At 39.4% G+C, this 23,031-nt stretch carries 17 protein-coding genes; 3 read left to right on the top strand and 14 right to left on the bottom strand.

The features are described 5' to 3' along the window. From addA to BABA_RS06210, 5 genes are all read right to left on the bottom strand, one after another. Window positions 1-3,780, bottom strand: coding sequence for a helicase-exonuclease AddAB subunit AddA (addA, locus tag BABA_RS06230; protein ID WP_007084293.1), 3,780 nt, complete (start codon window positions 3,778-3,780; stop codon window positions 1-3). Next, a complete protein-coding gene (addB, locus tag BABA_RS06225) occupies window positions 3,773-7,270 on the bottom strand; it encodes a helicase-exonuclease AddAB subunit AddB (protein ID WP_007084292.1) in 3,498 nt (1,165 codons plus the stop codon). The genes addA and addB overlap by 8 nt, the downstream gene beginning before the upstream one ends. A gap of 164 nt (window positions 7,271-7,434) precedes the next feature. Continuing rightward, the gene (gene lepB, locus BABA_RS06220; RefSeq protein ID WP_007084291.1) at window positions 7,435-7,989 is read right to left on the bottom strand and encodes a signal peptidase I; all 555 of its coding nucleotides are present in this window, start codon (window positions 7,987-7,989) and stop codon (window positions 7,435-7,437) included. Then, entirely contained in the window at window positions 7,979-8,644 is a 666-nt protein-coding gene (locus tag BABA_RS06215; RefSeq protein ID WP_007084290.1) for a TVP38/TMEM64 family protein, read from the bottom strand. Before BABA_RS06215 ends, lepB begins: the two co-directional genes overlap by 11 nt. Before the next feature lie 35 nt (window positions 8,645-8,679). Further along, the gene (locus tag BABA_RS06210) at window positions 8,680-9,615 is read right to left on the bottom strand and encodes an LCP family protein (RefSeq protein ID WP_051186016.1); all 936 of its coding nucleotides are present in this window, start codon (window positions 9,613-9,615) and stop codon (window positions 8,680-8,682) included. A 255-nt stretch (window positions 9,616-9,870) separates the two neighbouring features. On the opposite strand from BABA_RS06210, the gene BABA_RS06205 reads away from it, so the two are divergent. After that, a complete protein-coding gene (locus BABA_RS06205) occupies window positions 9,871-10,236 on the top strand; it encodes a YhjD family protein (protein WP_007084288.1) in 366 nt (121 codons plus the stop codon). 20 nt (window positions 10,237-10,256) lie between these two features. Here the strand turns inward: BABA_RS06205 and BABA_RS06200 are convergent, their stop codons facing one another. Further along, window positions 10,257-10,817, bottom strand: a complete 561-nt coding sequence (locus BABA_RS06200) for a competence protein ComK (protein ID WP_157273122.1) — start codon at window positions 10,815-10,817, stop codon at window positions 10,257-10,259. Between the two features lie 198 nt (window positions 10,818-11,015). Here BABA_RS06200 and BABA_RS06195 point away from each other — a divergent pair, with 198 nt between their 5' ends. Then, window positions 11,016-11,252, top strand: coding sequence for an IDEAL domain-containing protein (locus BABA_RS06195; RefSeq protein WP_007084286.1), 237 nt, complete (start codon window positions 11,016-11,018; stop codon window positions 11,250-11,252). 89 nt (window positions 11,253-11,341) lie between these two features. Here BABA_RS06195 and BABA_RS06190 read toward each other — a convergent pair whose 3' ends face one another. The 8 genes from BABA_RS06190 to hemE all read right to left on the bottom strand — a co-directional run bounded on the left by BABA_RS06190 (window position 11,342) and on the right by hemE (window position 22,275). After that, window positions 11,342-12,613 carry a M48 family metallopeptidase gene (locus BABA_RS06190; RefSeq protein WP_007084285.1) on the bottom strand — a complete coding sequence of 424 codons (1,272 nt, stop codon included), beginning with the start codon at window positions 12,611-12,613 and terminating at the stop codon, window positions 11,342-11,344. A 141-nt stretch (window positions 12,614-12,754) separates the two neighbouring features. After that, window positions 12,755-14,317 carry a fatty acid--CoA ligase family protein gene (locus BABA_RS06185; protein WP_007084284.1) on the bottom strand — a complete coding sequence of 521 codons (1,563 nt, stop codon included), beginning with the start codon at window positions 14,315-14,317 and terminating at the stop codon, window positions 12,755-12,757. A gap of 145 nt (window positions 14,318-14,462) precedes the next feature. Beyond that, on the bottom strand, window positions 14,463-15,452 hold the full coding sequence (locus BABA_RS06180; protein WP_007084283.1) for a lipoate--protein ligase: 990 nt from the start codon (window positions 15,450-15,452) through the stop codon (window positions 14,463-14,465). Window positions 15,453-15,468: 16 nt separating this feature from the next. Further along, window positions 15,469-16,203, bottom strand: coding sequence for an MBL fold metallo-hydrolase (locus BABA_RS06175; protein ID WP_007084282.1), 735 nt, complete (start codon window positions 16,201-16,203; stop codon window positions 15,469-15,471). A 104-nt stretch (window positions 16,204-16,307) separates the two neighbouring features. Next, window positions 16,308-18,467: a YhgE/Pip domain-containing protein gene (locus BABA_RS06170; RefSeq protein ID WP_007084281.1), complete on the bottom strand. Its 2,160-nt coding sequence runs from the start codon at window positions 18,465-18,467 to the stop codon at window positions 16,308-16,310. A gap of 220 nt (window positions 18,468-18,687) precedes the next feature. Beyond that, on the bottom strand, window positions 18,688-20,133 hold the full coding sequence (gene hemY / locus BABA_RS06165) for a protoporphyrinogen oxidase (protein ID WP_007084280.1): 1,446 nt from the start codon (window positions 20,131-20,133) through the stop codon (window positions 18,688-18,690). Window positions 20,134-20,157: 24 nt separating this feature from the next. Next, complete coding sequence (gene hemH / locus BABA_RS06160; RefSeq protein WP_007084279.1) at window positions 20,158-21,090, bottom strand: ferrochelatase; 933 nt, start codon at window positions 21,088-21,090, stop codon at window positions 20,158-20,160. Between the two features lie 138 nt (window positions 21,091-21,228). Further along, complete coding sequence (hemE, locus tag BABA_RS06155) at window positions 21,229-22,275, bottom strand: uroporphyrinogen decarboxylase (protein ID WP_007084278.1); 1,047 nt, start codon at window positions 22,273-22,275, stop codon at window positions 21,229-21,231. A gap of 238 nt (window positions 22,276-22,513) precedes the next feature. Here hemE and BABA_RS06150 point away from each other — a divergent pair, with 238 nt between their 5' ends. Continuing rightward, complete coding sequence (locus tag BABA_RS06150) at window positions 22,514-22,999, top strand: antibiotic biosynthesis monooxygenase family protein (RefSeq protein WP_007084277.1); 486 nt, start codon at window positions 22,514-22,516, stop codon at window positions 22,997-22,999. Window positions 23,000-23,031 lie beyond the last annotated feature (32 nt).

Raw genomic sequence — 23,031 nt, 5'->3', positions numbered from 1 at the left:
TTATTCTACTTTTAAAATGTGCGCTCCATCAAAGAAAAATAAATATCTTTCCGTGACATGTCTTTTCCAGATTTGTTCAATCGCCTTCGTATATAAGTTAATTTGGACCCTGTATCTGTCTTCTAGGATTGGGCCTGCTTGAAGGAAGCCTCCCTTATACCTTCCCGTTATTCCATCTGTTTTATAGTCGATCAGGACAAGGCCTTGATCATCCTCCAGAATACAGTCAATAATTCCTTGGACAAAGACAAATTCATCAGCTTCTTTCCAGTCTGGGTAAACTTCACTTGCGGGTAATGAAAGAGTAAACGGAATTTCCCGGTGAATCGCTTTGGCATGAAAATATCTTTGCCCTAAATTTGAGTTGAAGAATTGAACGATCAATTGACTGTCAATGATCGCTGCCTGCTCCGGGGTTAGCAATTCATTATGGACCATCCAGTCTAATTGCCTTCGGATAGATTCTTCACTAACAGGGATTGTCAAATCCACATGCTGCATCACCATATGCATTGCCGTCCCCCGCTCCGCAGGACTTAATTGTTTCTCCTGCATAAACTTGGGGCGTTTTACGATTGACTTTTTAAATCTTCGAACCAAATCTGTACCACTATGCTCGTCCGTCATTTCCGCGAAGCGTTTTATTTCTGATACAGATTGCTTTGAACGATGTGCCGCAGCATCAGGGAAGGCATATTCCCATGTCAGACGTGCTTTTATTTCCTCTGCAAATGAAGACTCTACTGGAATTTCCTCTAACCTTTGAACCTTTTCTAAGAATTGATCTTCTTCTGCTTCAAATGCAGATTCTTGTTTTTTGATTTCTTCAGCACTTATCAAGACAATATTCCAGGAAGAAGGATGATTCGTGATTTCCGAAGGAATGAACGGACTTGTTCCATCACCACCCCGTATTTCGCCACAGTCTTGATGGCGAATCAACGCCGGCCCAATCCAGTCAATATAACTCATTGCAGCTGCCCGTTCGTAATCCTTTAACAGCCATTCAGTATTAGCGGATACATCATTCCATTTGTCAATGGTTTTCACTGCATCCTTTAAGGTTGCTGTCACATATAGCTTTTCTTTTGCCCTTGTCATTGCTACGTATAAAACACGCATTTCTTCCGCAAGCATTTCCATTTTCTTTTTCCGTTTAAAGGCAATTTGCGGGAGGGATGGATATGATATACGTTTTTCGGCATTAATATACTTTGTGGCAAAACCAAATTCTTTATCAAGCATGTAGGATTTTCGGATATCCATCATATTAAAATTCCTTGCCATTCCCGCCATAAAGACAACGGGAAATTCAAGTCCTTTACTGCTATGAATCGTCATGATTCTGACAACATCCTCTTGCTCCCCTAGGGCTCTTGCTGCCCCAAGGTCGTCACCCCTGTCAATCATACGCTCGATAAAGCGTAAAAAGCGAAATAACCCGCGGAACGAGGTTTGTTCATAGCCTCTAGCCCTATCATATAAAGCCCTTAAGTTTGCCTGACGCTGTTTTCCGCCGGGCAGGCCGCCAACAAAATCATAAAACCCAGTATCGCGGTATAATTGCCAGATTAGTTCTGAAAGCGATCCTTGTCTTGCCAACTGTCGCCAGTTCTTTAACAAGTCAAAAAAACTGCGGACTTTGGCATAAAAGGGCTCTGAATTTTCAGCTGTCTTGCTCATGCAAAAGGCAGACACTGCCTCCCAAAATGAGCCCTGCTTTCTGTGAATTCGAATTCTGGCTAAATCCTCCTCGTTTAACCCAACGATCGGTGAACGAAGAACGGATGCTAAAGGTATATCCTGGAATGGGTTATCAATCACTCGCAGTAGTGAAAGCATGATTGATACCTCTGTTGCTTCAAAATAACCAGTCGATAAATTGGCATATATGGGAATTCCCTGCTGTTTGAACTCCTCCATGATTTGCGGTGCCCAGGTCATGGAACGGAGGAGGATCACCACATCCCGATACATTAACGGTTTTTGCATTTTCGTTTTTGTATTATATACCGGGGTGCCATTTGACACCAACTCTTTAATTTTTGCAGCCATCACTCTTGCTTCCAATTGCGATTGTGCGAGATCTTCGGCATCAAACTCAAAAACAGCTGATTCATTTTCTACTTCTGCTTCAGCGGCCGATTCTCCACTTTCAGCGTTTTGATCAATAAGCATAACTTCTATAGGAAAAGGATGATCCTCGGGGTATGGCGCGCCATTTCGCAATTCCGCTGCCTCATCATACTCAATCTCGCCAACTTTGACACCCATGATTTGTTTAAATAAATAATTAGTGCCATCAAGTACTTCCTTTCTGCTCCTAAAGTTACGTGCTAAATCGATTCTAAATCCCGATTCCTTACCCTGGGCTGTAAAGCGATTATATTTACCTAAGAAGAGGTTAGGCTCAGCTAAACGAAATCGATATATAGACTGCTTAACATCACCAACCATGAATAGATTGCCTGTGCGCTCATCCTCCATGGATACCAGCTTTAGAATCGTCTCCTGGACCATATTTACGTCTTGATACTCATCGCAATAGACCTCTTTAAAATGGCTGCGGAATGTAAGGGCAGCATCTGAGGGAAGAAATTCACCTTCTGGATTGATTCCTTTTGTCAAAATCCCAAGACAGTAATGCTCTAGATCGGCATAATCAACAAGTCCCTTTTCTCTTTTTACTTTTTCAAACCGGTTTGAAAATGCTTTTACAAGGTAAACTAATGTCTCTATTAATGGACGCATTTCTTCTATATCCCGTAAAAAGCCTTCCGGTTTCCGCGAAAAGAGTTCTTCCTTTATGTCTTGGATTTTTTTCTTTGCTTTATCCCGCAGTTTCTGGGCTTTCTCTGTCAGTTTCTTTTCGTAATGGTCACCCTTGACCTGTTTAGCCCTTCCGAAAGACCAGGTTTGCATCGCTTGGTACAGCGCCTCCCATGAATCCTTTTGCGCTAACATGAGCGTATCAATAACAAGCAAATCGTCTAAAAAATTTTCCGCACGCGGTGCCGGGCCGTTTGGAAGCTTAGTCAGTTCCAAGCCGCGTTTAATCATATCCTGGGCAGCTTCTAACTGCAGTTCAATATCAAAAAGCAATGCTTCAATAAAGGGAAGCTCCTCGACGTTGGCTATATTCCCCACATCATACATCGAAACAATCGATTGTAAATAATCCTCCGGCACTGGGTTTGCACGAGCAAAATCATAAATCGAACGAACGATATCCATTAATGCTTGGTCGCTTCGATCATTTGTAAACGAATCTACCAAATGAAAAAAGCTCTCATTCTTTTCTTTTCCATATTCCTCTTCAAACAGCTCTTCCATTACTTCATCTCTAATTATTTGTGCCTCTGTTTCATCTGCAATCCGAAAGCCTGGGTCAATATCAATTAAATAATAATATTTATGGATGACCTCCAAACAAAAGGAGTGAAGCGTTGAGATGGAGGCTTTATTTAATAAGCTGAGCTGTTTCCGTAAATGCCTGGATCCCGGATCCTGATCGATTGCTTTTTCTAAGGCTTCGCCAATTCGGTGCCGCATTTCTGCCGCGGAAGCATTCGTAAACGTCACGACCAACAATTCGTTGACATCAATTGGATTTTCTAAGGAAAGAATCTTTTGAATGATTCTTTCGACCAGGACGGCTGTTTTTCCGGAACCAGCTGCGGCAGCTACCAGGATATCCTTATCCCTTGCCATAATTGCTTTCCATTGGTCATCTGTCCAGGTCACACCATCAGGCTTTGAAGGGATTATGATATTACTCATTTTCCGTTGGCTCCTTTCTAATCAATTCCAATACATCTTCTTTTGAATGGGGCGTTAGAATCCTATAACGATTACTTTCAATCGATTCATCAAATTGACATACTGATTTATAAGAGCAAAAGGTACATGGGATCTTGTCCTTTAGTTTATATGGGGCAATATCAATTTGACCATTTGTAATGGCATTGCCTGTTTTCTGATATAACTCTCTAACATGGTTTCGTAAATGGTCAAATTCTTCTAAACTTGCTACCTTTGACTTTTTCGATAAATTCCCATCCTTTTTAATCCCGGCTGCCACTATTTGTGAATCACCAGATTCCAATGATTGATCCATCAACTGAATGACCCTTTGGTCACTCAGCATTAAACCATTCATTTTAAACTTTTTCATCATTTCATTTTCTATTTCATCCATGGACAACATTTTCGTGGTATTGATAAACGGATTATGAACATGGAAATAAAGAACACCTGCCGGACTTGCTTTCATCTCCACTAATTCATTTGAATGAGTGATGACAATATCAAGATAGGTCAGCATTTGCAGAGCAAGACCATAATAGACCTCAGATAAATTAACATCCTTCTCACTCGATTTATAATCAATTACCCGCAAAAAGAGACTGTCATCTCCTGCGTCTGCTTTATCAATCCGATCAATCCGCCCTGCTAATTCCATCTTTTTTCCATTTTTCAATGAAAAGGTTAATGGCGGCAGCTCTCCATGGGGTCCAAAGCCTAATTCTAAGCCAATTGGTGAAAAGCCACTCACTTTCGCATGCTCACTCAAGACAATTGATGCACGGGTAATAATCTGTTCCAATTTTCGCTTAATATAATGATGGCGTTCCGAACTAAGTAATATTTCATTTTGCAGCTTCGGTGCTAACGTCTTGATTGCCTCTTTAGAGAGGTCTTCACATTGCTTTCGTGTTAACTTAGCCCATGACATATTCTGATCATTGACAATATCGGCAATCTGCTTTAATGCAGCATGGAACAATTCACCTATATCAGGTGCCTCCAGGCGAAAAATTTGGCGTTCACGAAGTTTTAGTCCATGCTGGGCAAAATGAGAAAAGGCACAGCCATTGAATAATTCCATTCTGGAAACACTTGCCTGGATGGTCTCACCATATAATTCATTCGCTACCTCTTTTGAAAGCTGGACAGCACTATTTGAGTAGTAGAGGCTTGAAAATACCTTTTGAGCTCTGTTTTTCCACGAGCTTTTAAGATAAAAGTTATACACATCCCACCACAGATTAGAAATGGGATAATTTCGCTTTTTCCATTGCAGCTGTGTGTTTAGATAGGACAAGGTTGTTGTAAAATTAGAAACAAAGCGTAACTGTTCTCTTTCTGCAAGTTCCGCAGGGTCTGTAACTAAATACTCTTCCTTCGCGTCTGGAAACATATCCTTAAGCCTCTTGATGTAGGAAGAAGGTATTAATGCTTTTCCTTCGTCATTTGCAAGCGGGTAGCTGACATAAAGCCTATCTGATGGTGCCGTAAAAGCCTTATAGGCAAGAAAGCTTTCATCAAGTAAACGGGTTCGGCTGCTCGGTGCAACATTCATGCCTGCTGCTAAAAGCAGTTCCCTGTCTTCATCTGCCAGGATGCCATCATCTGAAATTTTCGCCGGCAGCACTCCTTCATTCACACCAACGATGAAAACAATTTTGATGTCATTCAACCTTGATTTTTCTAAATCACCAATTAACACTTGATCAAGTGCAGGCGGAATGAGGGAAAAATGCAAGGATTCGAAGCCCGCTTCTAAAATAGCAGCAAATACCTTTGTGGTAACCTGCTCCTCTCCTAGTATTTCAACATATTGGTCAAGAAGTTCAACGACCGCATTCCATACTTGTTCGTGTTCCCGCATTCTTAACAGATTGCCCTTTTCTTCAGCAGCTATTTTCCATTTTTCAAGCTTATCCGGAATATCTAATTCTTCTAAGTATAAATAGATGGCTTCACAAAGCTTACGTCCTGTATCGGCCTTTTTCAGCCTTCTGGACAACCGTAAAATAGGGGCTGTTACCATAATTTTTAATTCATTTAATTCCTGTTCCATCTTTTTTTCTGCATCTGTTTGGACATTGCCTGTTAGTTCCAGCCCTCTAATTCGCCGATACACCCAGCGCTCCTTTTTCGTCCATTTACTTCCATTGATTCCATAAGCCAGACAATAGTTTTCCAGCCTGTCCATCTTCTCCCGCATTTTACCGGGACTCTCCTGAAGGGGATATAATAATTCTGTTTTTATCGCTCTAAACACTGGTTCGTAACGCCAGTAAGAATTTATCACTTCTAGACTCGAGCGGATCAATTCAATAAGCGGATGATTGAGCATCGTCCTTTTCTGATCGATAAAATAAGGAATCTGATAATCGTCAAATACAGGTTCGACAATTTCATGATAGTCGCCGCCATTTCTAATTAAAAGGGCGATATGGCGGTAACGGTACCCACTTGTCCGAACTACATCGCGAATTTCCCGTGCAATGCCTTCGATCTCCGCCCTGCGATTAACAGCTTGGCTAAGTTGAATCGCTGTCACACCATGAAAAACTGCGGCGGGTCGTGTATCAAATTCTTTCTCTAAATGACGTAATGATGGACTATTCCACTTTACCTGTTCTTTTAGAATGATAGGCTGTTCTATTTCACTTCCACTGCTCCTTGCTAAATCATAGATGTTATAGCATGTTTCACCGGATGCACGGAACAAGTCAAGCTCATCCGGTGCTGAATCAACGAATAACCGATCCGCGGTCATCGTGATTGAAACACGATTACAATGCTTCATTAATTCCGCCATGACAAGATATTCTTGTGGTGTAAAGCTATAAAACCCATCAATATAGATTTCTGCCTCTTTTAAATAGGAAGAGGCTGATATTTTCTCTGCTAGGAGGCGAAAGTAATCTTCAGAATCGATATATTTTCCAAAGATTTCGTCCTCAAATTTTGAATAGATCAATTCTAAATCATTTAATTTATCGTGTAAGGCTTTTGAAACAGAAGTTTCCCCTGAACCGAACTGTGCTGATTTTTGGATCAGCTCATCGGGTCTTAGACAGTACCGCTTAAATTCAGTAATTATTTGTTCCAGTTGCTGGACAAAGCCATTCTTATCAGCAGCCCGTTGAAAAATCTTTAAATTTTCCTTCTGTTCGTCAATAATTTTACGAATTAACATGTTCATTCCAACGCTACTTAAATGCGTTCTGCTAACTCCACCTGTTTCCTGCAGGATTCGCCATGCTAAACGGGAAAAGCTATAAACTTGGGCACGAATCATTCCGCCAACACTAGAGTCTGTCGCCAAACGGTATTCAGATAAAAATGTCATTTGCTCTGGAACAATATAAATAATCGGTGTTCCTTCTGGGTTCTCGATTAGCCGGCTGCGTATTTCATCAAGAAACATCGATGTTTTACCGCTTCCCGACCTCCCAATTACCATTCTAACTGACATGGGTTTACCACCCTTTCTCGATTACCTCTTTTTCTACCATTCTACCATAAAATAAGTACAAACGTTTGGATTCCCGCCGGTGTATTTAATCCAATAATGGTAAATGATACGTTCATGTCCATAAAAAAACTCGCCGCGTAGCGAGCCGTTTAGCGAAGACAGATTTAAAAATGCACGTCCATTTCATTTAATGGCCAATAGCGCAAATCCACTTTACCGACAACTTGACTAGAAGAGATAAAGCCGAATTGGCGGCTGTCCCAGCTTCCTAATCGATTATCACCGAGAACAAATAATTTTCCCTCCGGAACTGTATCTTCACCGGTAATTTCCTTCAAACTAAAATCACCTGTCAGTTTCATACCTGGCGCTTTCTGCTTATAAACCTTTAAAAACGGTTCCTCATATTTATGACCGTTAATAAACAGAGTATCATCCCGATATTCAATTTTATCACCTGGCAGCCCGACAATCCGTTTGACAAAATCCTCTTTGGAATTTGCATGAAAAACGATGACATCAAACCGGTTTAATTCTCCCACCTGATAGCCAAGCTTATTGACAACAAGTTTGTTTCCATCCTGAAGAGTCGGCATCATTGATTCGCCTTCTACAATATAATTGGAAAAGAAAAATGTCCGAATAAAAGCAAAGATGATGATTCCGATGGCAAATGCCTTAACCCATTCCAACCCTTCCTTTTTCCATTCAATTTTCATTGAAGCTCCTCCGTTTCTCCTTCTCTTTATTTCTATCTATTTCACCATTATGGTCAGTTTCAGTACTCTTATTCACCCTTACTTCAATTCTTTTTCCTACATACCATAGAATAAAAATAACTAATAAAACAATGACTGTTCGAAAAGGTTTTGTTATTAGCGAACGGAGATCATAACCGATAAAGCTAATTGTAAAAATCATCACCATTTTTCCAATACACACTGCCAGCATGTATTGAGCAAATCGTATTTTTGATAGACCGGCCACAATGTTCACAACCGCAGAAGGGGTAAATGGAAAACATAGGATTAAAAAGAGGGGGCCAAACCCATGGCGGTCCACCCAGTCCATCAGCTTACGAACCTTCGGGTGCCTGGGCAAAAAAGAAAATAACCTTTTTTGCCCATATCTTCTAATCAGCGAAAAAACAAGCAGAGCCCCTATGCAAGCTCCAATCCAAGAAAATAAAAAGCCAAACCAAAGACCAAAGGCACTGGCATTTGCCATAACAAATACAAACAAAGGGAGAAATGGCAAAAATGCTTCAAGGACAATCAATAATATGCCCGGTATCGGCCCAAGAGCCCGATATTCTTGTATAAGGTTCATAATATGGTCAAGTGTAAACCAAGCTTTTAGTGATTCGATGTCCATCTGCCTTCTCCTTTCCTTATTTGTCTGTATGATTTTTATTGGGTAATAAATTGATGCAGTGCTTCTTTATTCTTTTTAACATCAATATCCAGTACCTGACCTTCACCACTTATCCGTGGTTCTGTAAAGCTATTTTCGATTGGTATACGTAATGTTTCGATGCTCCCTCTGTTATTTGATAGGAAATCTTTAGCCATAAATAAGGTATCAGAGGTGTCCATATTTGTGTTAACGTATGGTGAAACTACGCCAATTAATTTTGGCAGTTTCGTAATTGTAAAACCGCTTAATTGGTCTTTAATCGCCTGTACTGTCTTTTGTTGCCTCTCTACCCTTCCAAAGTCCCCAACAGCATCGTGACGAAATCGTACATAACTAAGTAATTGTGCACCATCCAATCTTTGCAGACCAGGCTCTAGTGGTACATCAACGAATTCCGTCATTTTCTTTTCTACATCCATTTCTACTCCCTTTGGAAAAGCTTCGTCAATCAGCTGGACAAAGCCCTGAAAATCAGCTATCGCAAAGTATTGTAGATCAAGGTCAAAATTCTGTTTGATTGTTTGCCTCATTAACTCTGGACCGCCAAGTGCGAATGCTGAATTTATTTTATGCTTGCCATGCCCCGGTATACTGACATAGCTATCCCTCATGATAGATGTAAGCTTAAATGTTCCTTTATCCTCATTAAAATGAACAATCATGATCGTGTCAGAACGGGACTTTTCCTTGCCTCGCGCATCACTGCCAAGGAGGAGGACGTTCGTGTCACCGTATTGATCCTTCTGCCCTTCAAATGTATAGACAACATCTTCTTTATTGTCCTTATTTATTTTTTTTAATGATTGGTTAACTCCTTGCTTATACTGAAAATAAGCATAACCAACCACCCCGCCAATTAGCAGCAACAAAACAAGCAAAATGGACGGCCATCTTCTCTTTTTCTTTTTATGGTATTTATCAGATCTCATACGTTTTTCACCTTCGTCTATGTTTTTTACCACAATCTCCGCCTTTTTTAGATTTCTTCATTAAATTCATTTTCCCCTATCAAATATCCTTCTATTAATAAAAACTTTCTCACATATTGCCTAAAGTTTGCAATAAAGAAGGCTCGCCAAATTGACGAGCTTTTGCGTGGAAATGTTCTATTGCTTTTATCGCTTTTTTTTCGTAAAATAAAAGGGAACATTCGTTCGAAAACATAGAAAGGTGTAGATGGTACGATGACCAGAATTCCAGAGGATGACCGTGACATATTAGAGAAGGCCATTTATTTACCGATGGTTCTCATTGTCTTAAACCGTGATATAGCTGTTGTGAAAAACAGCCCTTTTAAGTTAAAAAAGCCTTATTTGGATTTAATTGAGGCAACAATGAAGGAAATACAACGGGAACTATCCGAGGTAAAAGTGTATATGAAGAAGAATAAGCTTCAAGTCATTGAAACAAAGCGGGACGATGCTTTTACGATGTACATGTTTATTTATAAGGGCTATGAAGAAAACCATAATTACTTTAACCCAAGGATTCGCAATAAAGTCCAAGAGTTAATGGAGGAATACTTATTAAAAAAACATCTATCCCAATAGAAATCAGAAATATGTAGTCATTATTTCCGATCTTTTAAATAAAATTCACTACTTTCTGATGCCTTCGATGACTTAGGTCCATGCAGTAAATAAAATAGTTTTTTCTTATTAAGTTCAACCCTTTGCATAAGCTTTGTTTGTAAATAAGAAGTTCTTAACATTTGGGTATTAAAGGTACTGTAGGAAATCGGAAAAGTGAATGAAAAGTCATTGCGAAAAATGACCAATGTCTGCCTTGCGGACGCCCGCCGGTAATCCTTTATATGCTCAAGAAAAAACCAAACACAATTAGGGTCTTCTGGTGAAGCAGTACAGAAGGCATAAATATTGTTAATTGGTTCTATGACAATTGGGAGTTTTCGTGAATAGCCAATTAATAGTTTGGTTCCCTTCCTTCTGCTTTCATAATCGACACCATAAAAGGCACAGCTGTTTTTGATTAAATCCAAGGGTTTAAAAGGAGACAGAAATTCATCTTCGGGTTCAACAACAATGGAAAATACTTTATTTCCATATTCCACCGGCTTTATATACATCGTACAAGAATTCGCCACATATTCTCCGATTTTTACTTGTGTCAATCCTTTCAACCCCATTTCATTTTAGTTTTCCCACCATATCTTACCACTTTACCATTTCTATTCCATTGCTTTTTTATAATTGTTACTAATTTCTTCACAAAATCTGTGTCAAGGAAAATAATATCAGAAAATTTGAAAAAGAACTGATATTATTGAAAAATCTCCATATACTTAAAAAAAGCATCAGAGGTGATTTTCATGAATGAAAAATCATACACGGAACTAATGAAACTTGGTGCCATGAAGCGAAATCGAATGAAGGAGAATTTCGTCCAGGATCTTTACATCGATATGCTCTTGTCAGAAATTCAGTTGAAGGTGGAAAAGGAAAAACTGCTGCGAAAAATCGACATGGCCATTGACACTCGGGACAAAAGATCATTTTTTCTTCTATCCAATAAGCTTAAGGACATTAACAAACGATTTGGAACGTAAAAGAACCTTTAAACCGCCTGTTTAGGCGGTCTTTTGTTTTTAAAGAATAAAAAAACTGAAGACGAGATTTTGTCTTCAGTTTTCTTATTCTATTTATGACGATGCTTAATCTCATATTCCTCGAGCATGGAAATGCGGTCTAGCATAGAAGGATGCGTATATCGAAATATTTTCACTAATAACGGCGGATTCACCTGACTTAATCCAGATCGGCTTAATTCTTGAAAAGAGGTTATTGCGGCTTCCGGATTCTTCGTCATTTCAATCGCATACCTATCAGCACGTGTTTCTTCGTAGCGTGAAACTAAATTTGAAAGTGGACTTGAAACAAACAAGAGCATGGACAAAATCATAAAAAACAATGGGAGGGAGCGAATATCCCTTATGTCGGTTATTTTTAGTTCCTTTCCCCAATGTTTTATTGCCCAATTCATCAACCTATGTGTCAGATAAAGTCCAAAAAGCGAAAGAAGCAGGTAACCCGCGATGCCGAAATAAATATGCTTCTCTACATAATGCCCCATTTCATGCGCCATGATAAAAAGGATTTGGTTATCATTTAGCCGATTTAGGGTCGTATCCCATAGAACAATCCTAGCGCTAGAACCTATACCATTTACATATGCGTTCATTGCATTGGTTTTATCAGCCATATTCACTTCAAATACATGCTTTGCCGGAATATCGGCCTTATCTGCCAGTGCTAAAATTTTGGTTTCTAATTCTTGATTTTTTAACGGATAGAAATCATTGTATAGCGGATCTATGACGACTGGCTGAAGGAACATCATAAACAAGGTAAACGGAACCGATAACATCCAGCCATAAAGCCACCAGCGCTTTTTACTTTTTTTCATTAGCCAATAAAGCACAGGGACAATAATCAACCACGTCCCATAACTAATCCAAAAGTCAATCAGCTCATCCTTCATCCAGGATGGAAACGATTGCGTTGAAATATGATACGTTTTCGATAAAGAATAATTAATATAGTTTAAAGGAAACGTCGCTACAAAGGCAAAAAAGGATAACCAAATGAGATAGATAGGCATTTGCAATACCTTATATTTAGTAGAGCTGTCTGCCCAGCGTTTAAACGCCTTCGAAAACCCAAATAACAAAATTAGAAAATAGAAAAGCCATTCGAACGGCGTCGATAAGAAAAACAATAGGTTTCTAACTTTTGAATATTCCTCACTCAAGCTTAACTCTCTTCCATTAAGAAAGGTAGATGGGTCTGCTTTGGATCCTTGATATTCAAATGGTAATGTTGTATTGGCGAAATGAAATAAATACCAATAAAAAAACAATCCATATAAACAAAAGGCCAAAACCGCATAGACCCCCATTTTTCTAACCATGATTTTGTCCCCCTTTGTGTACAACCTCTCCTATACATAGTTTAGTTAAAAATGACGAATTTAGAACCAGGCATAAAAAAAAGCCGAACCTAAAAGGTTTCGAAAAAGGCAGGCTAAGCGCCTGCCTTTTTCCCAATAATCTTACTTTCCGACTGCCTGGGTAACTTGAGTTTTCAGGGCACGCCTTAATATTTTTCCTGTTGTGTTCTTTGGCAGTTCTTCTAAAAACTCAATTGTTGTTGGAACCTTGTATTTTGCAAGATGCTCTTTACAATACTCAAGTACCTGTTCCTTGCTAAGTTCCGGGTTTTTGCTGACGACAAAGGCACTAACCGCCTCGCCCTGATTAGGATCGGGAACACCAAGCACCGCTACCTCAACAACATCTGGATGATTGTAAATAACTTCTTCTACCTCGCGTGGATATACATTGTAACCGCCAACAATAATTAGGTCCTTTTTCCGGTCAACAATATAAAAATATCCTTCTTCATCCATTCTCGCCATATCCCCGGTATGAAGCCATTCGTTACGGATGGCTGCCGCCGTTTCTTCCGGCATTTTATAATAACCCTTCATCACATTCGGTCCACGAACAATTAATTCCCCTACGCCGCCGACAGGAACCTCTTCCCCCAGTTCATCGACTACTTTGTTTTCCACATGAAGGATGGATCTGCCAATCGACCCCGGCATTCGTGGCCGGTCAAGCGGGTTAAAGCAGGTAACAGGCGCTGCTTCAGATAACCCATAACCTTCGGAAATCATAACAGAAAATTTCTGTTCAAAATTCTTTAATAACGCAACTGGGAGCGAGGCACCTCCAGAAATGCATATCCGTAATGATTTAAGATCCTCAGTATTCCCTTCAGGATATTGATAGAGGAAATTATACATAGTCGGAACGCCGGCAAAAACGGTAGCCGCTTGTCCTTTAATAAGTGCAAAAATTTCCTTTGGACTAAATTTTGGGGCAATCAACAAGGTTGCACCGCTTAATAAAGGTGCATTTAAGGCAACCGTCAAACAGAAAACATGGAACATTGGAAGTACTGTTACAACTCTGTCATCGTTATTCATTTTCAAATATTGGCCAACATCTTTGGCATTGCTATATAAATTCTTATGGGTTAACATCGCCCCCTTTGGCTTTCCTGTTGTTCCAGAGGTATAAAGAATGATGGCTGTATCATCATCTTTAAGCTCTGAACCTTGGAAGGTTAAGTCCCCAGAGGCAACCACCTTTGTAAACGATTTCATTTTTGGGTAAACAGAAAGTGTTTCAATTTCAGATAGTACTAGACTTTCGGGCTTCGTTTCGCAGAATACATAATGCTCAATTTTGGGGAGATTAGTATGCACTTTCTCCACTAGCGGCAAGGCTAAATCAAGTGCGACTACCGCTTTCACATCACCGTTATTTAAAATGTAGCCAATTTCATCTGCCGTGTAAATCGGATTAATAGGAATGACGGTTACCCCTAGCCGTAAAGCCCCATATAAGCTGATGATAAAGTGCGGTGAGTTGCCGAGCAGTAAGGCAATATGATCACCTTTTTGAACCCCTAACTTTTCCAACCCTGAAGCAAACTTTGTTATGACCCCATCCAGTTCCGCGTAAGTACTTGCCTGACCCATAAAATAATACGCTGGTTTTTCGGCAAATTTCTTTGCGGTTTCATTTAGCTGTGCAGATAAATTCATCGTTTCCCTCCCCCTGTGAATGAATGTTCATTCACAAAATCATAACAATTTTCTAAATATATTATATTGCTAGAAAGTTTAGTATTCAAGTATAATGCGAAAAAAACACGGTGATAATTATCACCGCGTCATTTTTCAATAAATTTTAATAAAGCAAGTTGATAAATTCCTCTTTTGATACATTTCCAAAATAATGTATCGTATCTACTTCCAAAAGAGTCTTTTCAATTTCATTTTTTTCATAACGAATCCCTTTTAACCTGTTTTCGATGTCACTTACATCGCCAACACCAAAAAAGTCGCCATATATTTTACAGTTTTCTATGATTCCTTTATTCACTTCTAAGCGGACATCGATTGAACCGACAGGAAAGCGGTGAGAGTGCTGCAGATTGAATTTAGGTGATCTTCCATAATTCCAATCCCAGTTTTGATAACGCTCTTTAGATAGCTGATGAATCTTTTCCCAATCCTCTTCAGTCAACACATATTCCGGGATTTGTTCTTGCCCTTCAAAGATGGAAGTTAAAATTAATGAACGGAACTTTTGAATATCAATTTTTTCTTCTAAAAACTCGGAAATATTAGCAACCCGGCTGCGAACCGACTTAATTCCCTTTGATTCAATTTTTTCCTTCTTCACTTTCAAGGCAGATACGACATGATCCATTTCTGAATTAAAAAGCAGGGTTCCATGACTGAACATTCTCCCTCTTGTGGAAAACTGGGCATTACCGGAAATTTTCCTGCCCTCAACTTCAAGGTCATTTCTCCCGCTTAACTCGGCATTTACGCCTAACTTTTTCAAAGCTGCTACTACTGGCTCGGTAAATTTACGAAAGTTATGAAAGCTTTCCCCATCATCCTTCGTAATGAAACTAAAATTTAAATTACCAAGATCATGGTAGACCGCTCCCCCGCCTGACAATCTGCGCACAACATGAATGCCATTACCCTCAACATATTCTGTATTGATTTCTTCAATCGTATTTTGATTTTTTCCGATAATGATGGATGGTTCATTTATGTAAAATAATAGATAGCTCTCGTTAATATCAAGGTTTTTTAACGCATATTCTTCAATCGCCAGATTAATCCGCGGATCGGTAATGCCCTTATTATCGATAAATAACATAGTATTCTGCCCCTTCTTATAGTGAAATAGTTTGAAACTCGTCTGCAAGTTTTATTATACCAGTATATTCGCCAGATGCCTCCGTCAATAAATCATTTAAATTTCCGTACTGCGGCAGATGCGTGAGGATTAATTGTTTTACAGCCGCCTTTTGGGCAAAACGGCCAGCATCTAAGCTGTTCATATGTCCAGCAGGCTTGCCGTTTTGATGTCCGTAAAAATTACATTCACACAGCAATAGATCAGCCCCCCGGCTAAACTCAATAAACTCTTCTATAAAGGCGCTATCGGCGGTGTAAACTATTGCCTTACCATCTGCCTCGATTCTCATCGCATAACATGGGACCGGATGGAAAGTTTTTAAAAATGAAATTTGAAATGGTCCGACTTTTAGGGTGTTAGTAGGTTTATAAGCAACCCCTTTTGTGATATTTTTATAGGTTAATTTGGCAAATTCATGTTGGTCGAATTCATGACCATATACAGGCAATGTTGGAAATTCCTTACCTAAAAATCCTAGAATTAGTCTTGCATGCTGCAGGACTCCGATATCTGCAATATGATCTGGATGGTAGTGTGAAATGATCACCGCATTCAATTCTTCCGGCTGGATGATATTTTGAAGTTTCGAAAGAACCCCGCTTCCGCAATCGATTAATAATTGAAATCCTTCATGTTCTAGCAAATATCCCGAGCTTGCTCCGTTCTGTTTTGGATATCCGCCCCAATAACCGATTACTGTTAGTTTCATGACTTATTCCTCCTATTTAAGATTCCTACCTTTAATATACTCAAAACCAGTTTCTTTTCATAACTAAAAATACCAGCCGAAAACTTGTCGGCTGGTATTTTAACTTACTCACTTACTAAAGTATTAACTTGATGTTTATATTGATGTTTATGTCTTATTGTAAAATACGCGATTGTCCCTAGGGCAAATGCAACCAAGAAACCTAGGAGAATCGTTACATTGTGCCACATAAAGCTTAAGTCCCCACTTGAAATAACTGCTTTAAAGCCGCTCACTGAATAGGTCATTGGCAAGAAGGCATTAAAATGCTGTAAAAAATTTGGAATTAATTCCAGCGGGAATGTTCCTGCGCTTGTTGTTAACTGAAAAATAAGGACTATAATCGCTAGAAAACGCCCAGCATCCGCAAATACTGAAACAAAAAGCTGAATTAAAGCGACAAATGTTAAGCTCGTTATAATCGAGAAAAGAATAAACTTTGGCACACTTTGAACATCAAGTCCTAATCCTCCCAGCAGGATAGCATCCGCAAGTAACGCCTGGATAATCCCAACGCCCGCCATAATGGAAAACTTGCTTAGAAACCAGTTGAATCCGCTTGATGGTGCTGCTGCCGTTTCCCGAAGCGGGAAAACAATTGATAATAACAACGCACCGACAAATAAACCTAATGAAATGAAGTATGGCGCAAATCCTGTTCCATAGTTTGGTACATGATTAATTTTTTCATTAGCAAGTTTTACCGGTTCCGCCATCATATTATAGGTCTTATCATCTGAATGTACCTTTGAAGCTTCTTTTGCCCCGTCGGCAAGCTTATCCGATAATTCCTTGGCACCGTCGGAAAGGTTCGTAGTACCGTCTTTTAATTGGTTTGAGCCGTCTGCTAATTGTCCGGTTCCTGCTGAAAGTTGATTAGAACCATCAGCTAACCTGTTCAACCCTAAAGACAAAGTATTTGTTCCATCATTTAATTTGACAGAGCCCGATGACAAAGCACCTATTCCGGATTGAAGTTGTTTTTGTCCACTACTAATTTGATCAATACCTGCTAGCAATTGATCAAAATATGGATCTGTTTGACTCTTAATCTTTTGGTCTAGCCCATTTGTGGCACCCAGTAATTTTTCATTAACGCCAGTTTTGAATTGTGTAAAGCCAGCATCAATTCCAGGGGTAAGCTTTGCCTCAATACTCGCTTGCACTGCATCTTTCGTTGGCGCCGGTTCTGCCGTCATGATCGCATTTACAAGCTGCGGAGAAACCCCATTTGCGATTAAAGCATTAGCGAGTTTTTCCATTTTTTCTGTTTGTTCTGTAATCGTCTGATCTGCAATTTGTACAGCCAACCTTTTCGTTAACTGCGTTTCAAACTGGTCAATCCCTTTGTTAAGCTCAAAGGCACTGCCGGTTAATTCCTTTTGCATTCCTTGTGCAATACCAGCTGGCAGCTCTGTTTTTAATTTCTCCGCACCAGCAGCAATCTGATTTGTTCCATCAACTAACTGAGGCATAGTAGCATCTGCTTTGGCAAGCCCGTCTTTCAATTCCGATGCCCCTGATGCCAATGCTTTTGAACCTGAATTAGCTGTTTTAACACCATTATTAAATTCAATAGATTTTTCAGCAAGGGTTGCAAGACCATTATTTAAATCCTCTGATCCCTTATTTAAATCAACGGAACCATCTTTTAACTGGCCTGCACCATCGCTTGCTTTTACAATCCCATCAGCGAGCTCGCTAACTTTTGAAAAAATTGTTTCTGCATACGTTTCTGTTACCTTTTCAGCAACTGCCGTTTTAATTTTCTCTGCAGCAGTATTGCCGATTTGTGCTGAAAGGAAGTTAAAACTTTCGTTTGGGGTATAAATCAACTCCAACTTTTTCGGATCTTTATCCATTAATGTGGTTGCATTTTTAGAAAAGCCTTTCGGAATTTCAATGACCATATAATATTTTTGATCTTTTAATTCTTTATAGCCTTCTTTTTTATCAACATATTCAAACCCAAAATCTTTACTTTTCTTTAACTTAGTAACTAAGTCATCACCCAGCTTTAGGTGATCCCCGTCAAGTGTTGCACCCGCATCTTCATTCACGACTGCTACCGGCAGTTCGTCAAGCTTGTCATATGGATCCCAGAACGCCCACAAAAACATTCCGGCATACAAGACAGGGACAAACATAACAGCGATAATCGGAATTAAGACTTTTTTATTTTTAAAAATTGTCAAAAGCTCTTCCTTTAATAAGATGTTTTTCACCTCTGATGCCTCCTATATTAAATATTGACTATTTTATTCACTTGGTCATTTTGATTTCAAAAATAAGGACTATCTTCATCGACAATCCTTATCGAAAGCCTGTTATTGGAAACTTGAAACGCCCATAAATGACCGTATGAACATTTCAGTCAGTTAATACTTTAAGAGTATACATCCATTTTTACTTGTTGGCAAGTAGAAAATATAATAAAAGAAGCTGTTATGAATGAACAGCTTCTTTTGCCTTAGTCATTACATTTAAGAAATCCAACACATTTTTAACGGCTGCCTCTCCTTGATCAATACAATCGGGTACCCCGACTCCTCCATATGAGGCGCCTGCCAAGAATACACCAGGCAGTTCAGTTTTCACACGCCCTAATATCGTTTCGAGCCGTTGCTTATGGCCAACGGTATATTGCGGCATGGAATTTTTCCATCTTGATACAATGGCAAAGTCAGGCTCCATCGAAATATCCATCGTCTTTTTCAAATCATCAAGGACAATCTTAATGATTTGATCATCTGACAGATCAACAATCGTCTCATCACCCGCTCTTCCTACATAACAGCGGAGGAGTACCTTTCCTTTGGGAGTCGAATGCGCCCATTTTTTATGGGTCCACGTACAAGCGGTAATAGAATAATCACCATTTCTTGAAACAACAAATCCTGTTCCATCAATATCATTCTTAATTGCCTCCTCCGGCAAGGCGATTGCAACTGTTGCTACAGAAGTGGATGGAACAGATTTAAAAGGATCGAAAAAGCTGTAATCAGAAAACATTGATTGCGTTACTTTATGAGGTGTAGCAGCAATAATACAATCAGCTGTTATCGTTTCGCTATTATTGAGATATATTTCGTAGTGATTATTGGACTTCGTAATTTTATCGACGCGATGGCCTTTTAAAATGGATCTCGGATCTAATTTTGCTTCAATGGCTTCAGCAAATGATTGAAGCCCTGTTTTGAAGGTTAAGAAACCTCCCTTTTTCTTGTCCTTACTTTCTGGTTGTTTTGGCTGGGAAGGAGTTGTTTTTTTCATCCCCATAATCAAGCTTCGGTATTTTTGTTCCACTTCGTAAAATTGCGGGAAAGTCGACATCAGGCTCAATTGGTCGATATCTCCAGCGTAGATGCCTGATAATAATGGTTCAATTAGATTTTCAACCACCTCATCACCCAATCTTCTTCTAAAAAATTGTCCTAATGATTGGTCTTTCCCACTTTCTGAACGAGGCAGGATAAAATCGGCCGCAGCTCTTAATTTACCGGGAACGGAAAAAAGACCTGTTGTGATAAAGGGTCCTATTTCCGTTGGCACCCCCATGATTGAACCACCGGGCATTGAGTGCAGTTTCTCGTTAACAAGAACATACGATTTCCCAGTGGAATTAGGGACTAACTTGTCATCCATCCCGACTTCCTTCGCTAGCCTAATCATACTCGTTTTTCTTGCTAAAAATGAATCCGGCCCCCGCTCAATTGTAAACCCGTCCCTAACAACAGTTTGCAATTTACCGCCGAGTCGATGTGACGCTTCGATGAGTTGAATCTCAATTGGCAGTTGATGCTCTTGAATTGCTTTTTGAAGATAGAATGCTGACGTGAGACCAGCAATTCCTCCCCCAATAATGACAACTTTCTGTTTGTCTTCGGTCACAAACGTCACCTTCCTCCATGTAGGTTAATCCCTCAATCTATTTAGAATAACGCTTGATAAGCAGTCAATAAATTCTTCCTTTGCATTAGGCATTTCCGGACGATAGTAGTTAACTCCTAATTCATCCGTAACCGCTTTGCATTCAACATCATTGTCGTATAACACCTCAAGGTGATCGCAAACAAACCCGACAGGTGTATAAACGAATGCTTGATAATGATGTTTTTTATATAGATCCCTTGTTAAATCCTGGACATCCGGGCCAATCCAAGGCTCTGGGGTATTCCCTGCGCTTTGCCAGCCGATTTCGACATTCTTTACCCCTGCTTGTTCAGCAATTAAATCAGCTGTTTCCTGAAGCTGACTTGGGTAAGGGTCACCAAATTGGAGAATTTTTTCCGGCAGGCTGTGTGCAGAAACGATCAGCACTGAATGGTCTTTTTTATTATGTGGCATTTGATCAAAAACTTGTTTTACTTTATCAGCCCAATAACCGATAAATTTCGGTTCTTGATACCAGCTTTCAATTGTTTTGATATTAAGATTGCCCAATTTCTCTGCTTCTTCTACTGCTCTTCCATTATAGGATTTTACACTAAAAGTTGAAAAATGCGGTGCTAAAACGATACTTACAGCCTCTTCAATACCATCTTCATGCATTTTTTTGACAGCATCTTCAATAAACGGGGAAATATGTTTTAATCCAAGGTACATTTTAAATTCTATTTTCTGTTGAATTTGATTTAAATGCTGTTCAAGCTTTTCCGCTTGGTCAAGGGTTATTTTGGCTAATGGAGAGATTCCGCCAATTGCTTGATAACGATTGCGGAGATCTTCCAACATTTCAGGGCTCGGTTTCCGGCCATGGCGGATATGTGTATAGTATCCTTCTAAATCATCTAATGTATATGGGGTACCATATGCCATTACTAGCAGACCCATTTTCTTTTTTGTCATATGCTGCACCTCTTATTAAGTCTCTTCGTTTTTCGTAAAAGAAAAGGGGAAATAATGACTACCCCCTTCCAAACAACTCATTCTATTGTGCCAAAAAATTTGGTTACTTACCAATATTAACACTCACAGATTGATAACTTAGCGACTCAATTTGGATGCTGAATACTCATGAATAAAGGAGGCTAATCTTTTCAAGGTTTCCGGTTTAACAGATGGGAAAACACCGTGACCTAGATTAAAGATGTAGCCGTTTTGTGCCATTCCTTGGTCTAATATAGCTTTAGTTTTTTCCTCAATCACTTCCCAAGGTGCAAGCAGGACAGCCGGATCGAGGTTGCCTTGAACGGTTTTATTCACACCCATTTCTCTTGCCTGGCTGATTGGCAGGCGCCAGTCCAAACCAACGACATCAAGCGGCAGGTCATTCCATTCCAAAGCTAGATGGCTTGCCCCAACGCCGAACATAATTAACGGGACATTTTCTTCTTTTAATGAAGCGAAAATACGGTTCATAACAGGCTTGATGAAATAGCGGTAATCCTCGACATTCAATGCGCCAACCCATGAATCAAAAATTTGGATTGCCTTGGCTCCTGCGTTTATTTGCGACTTCACGTATGTAATAATCATATCACCCAGCTTTTCCATCAAAGCAAACCATGCCTTGGGTTCTGCGTACATGAAGGCTTTTGTCTTATTGTAGTTTTTCGATGGGCCGCCTTCAATCATATAGCTGGCAAGTGTAAACGGTGCACCGGAAAATCCGATTAATGGAACATTTAATTGCTCAGTAGTCAGTAATTTGATTGTATCCAATACGTAAGGAACATCTTCTTCTGGGTGTATTTCACCCAGCTTTTCAACATCTGCTAAAGACTGAATTGGATTATCAATTACTGGCCCGATTCCACTCTTTATTTCTACTTCCATACCCATTGCTGGAAGCGGAGTCATAATATCTTTATATAAAATTGCCGCATCGACATTATACTGTTCAACAGGCAAGCGGGTAACATAGGCACATAGCTCTGGCTGGTGCGTGATTTCGAATAATGAGTATTTTTCCTTAATCTCTCTGTATTCTGGCTGGGAACGTCCTGCTTGACGCATATACCAGACAGGAACATGATCCGTTTTCTCACCTCTTGCTGCTTTTAAAAATGTTTCATTAATTGGTTTTGTCATGAATAAAGTCCACCTTTCAAAGACATGTATGTTTTCCATTTTAATATATAAAGGGGAAATTTAAAAACTTTCTTAACACATAGACTGTCTCCACTATAGCGATTAATCCTATTTGTGCATAGTAAATGATACTAACTGTCAAAAAAATGTCGTTTTTACGGTAATAAATTTGTTTAATTTAAAAGGAAGTTTGGAATATAGAATGGTATAGACTAAGAAAAAAAGGGGGATTTAATAAATGAAAATTTATATAACTGCTGGTACATTCGATTTTTTAACGAAAATAGCAAATAAATATCCTGATGAAATGATGGTAACCATGGTCAATGAAAATGGGGCCCTATTATTACACGAAACAAAAGGGAAAAGTAAATTTAACGTGCCGCGGAAATATGAGGTATTAGAATCGGTTGGAGATATTCAAAAAGAGAGCTTTGCGGTCATGAATCATATTCCGGTTACAGATGAAGGCCGGCCCGTATTTGAACACCAATGTAAAATTCAAGTTCAAAAAACAGCAAACGTACAAGGATTAAGGGCACTAAGACTGCTTTCTCCTATTTCTTCCACTACCTATGTCATCCTGACGGTGTGGGAAAATGAAGCCTATTATCAAAGATGGCAGAATTCCGATTTATTTATTAAGGCAGGTACAGGTTTAGATGCACAGCAAACGATTTTCGCTAGTGCCCCTTATGTAAGCAAATATTCGATAACGAAATAGGCGTAAATCACTTGAGGAACTTAACAGTTACG

It is taken from the genome of Neobacillus bataviensis LMG 21833 (genome assembly GCF_000307875.1).
Lineage (GTDB): Bacteria > Bacillota > Bacilli > Bacillales > Cytobacillaceae > Neobacillus > Neobacillus bataviensis.
This window is presented reverse-complemented; position numbering and strand designations above follow the sequence as displayed.

Excerpts from the sequence above, each read along its gene's own strand:
- BABA_RS06190 (WP_007084285.1), bottom strand. The coding sequence starts at position 12,613 with ATGGTTAGAAAAATGGGGGTCTATGCGGTTTTGGCCTTTTGTTTATAT.
- hemE (WP_007084278.1), bottom strand. The coding sequence starts at position 22,275 with ATGACAAAACCAATTAATGAAACATTTTTAAAAGCAGCAAGAGGTGAG.
- BABA_RS06150 (WP_007084277.1), top strand. The coding sequence starts at position 22,514 with ATGAAAATTTATATAACTGCTGGTACATTCGATTTTTTAACGAAAATA.
- lepB (WP_007084291.1), bottom strand. The coding sequence starts at position 7,989 with ATGAAAATTGAATGGAAAAAGGAAGGGTTGGAATGGGTTAAGGCATTT.
- addA (WP_007084293.1), bottom strand. The coding sequence starts at position 3,780 with ATGAGTAATATCATAATCCCTTCAAAGCCTGATGGTGTGACCTGGACA.
- BABA_RS06175 (WP_007084282.1), bottom strand. The coding sequence starts at position 16,203 with ATGAAACTAACAGTAATCGGTTATTGGGGCGGATATCCAAAACAGAAC.
- BABA_RS06215 (WP_007084290.1), bottom strand. The coding sequence starts at position 8,644 with ATGGACATCGAATCACTAAAAGCTTGGTTTACACTTGACCATATTATG.
- BABA_RS06210 (WP_051186016.1), bottom strand. The coding sequence starts at position 9,615 with ATGAGATCTGATAAATACCATAAAAAGAAAAAGAGAAGATGGCCGTCC.
- BABA_RS06180 (WP_007084283.1), bottom strand. The coding sequence starts at position 15,452 with ATGTTATTTATCGATAATAAGGGCATTACCGATCCGCGGATTAATCTG.
- BABA_RS06205 (WP_007084288.1), top strand. The coding sequence starts at position 9,871 with ATGACCAGAATTCCAGAGGATGACCGTGACATATTAGAGAAGGCCATT.
- BABA_RS06185 (WP_007084284.1), bottom strand. The coding sequence starts at position 14,317 with ATGAATTTATCTGCACAGCTAAATGAAACCGCAAAGAAATTTGCCGAA.
- hemH (WP_007084279.1), bottom strand. The coding sequence starts at position 21,090 with ATGACAAAAAAGAAAATGGGTCTGCTAGTAATGGCATATGGTACCCCA.
- BABA_RS06195 (WP_007084286.1), top strand. The coding sequence starts at position 11,016 with ATGAATGAAAAATCATACACGGAACTAATGAAACTTGGTGCCATGAAG.
- addB (WP_007084292.1), bottom strand. The coding sequence starts at position 7,270 with ATGTCAGTTAGAATGGTAATTGGGAGGTCGGGAAGCGGTAAAACATCG.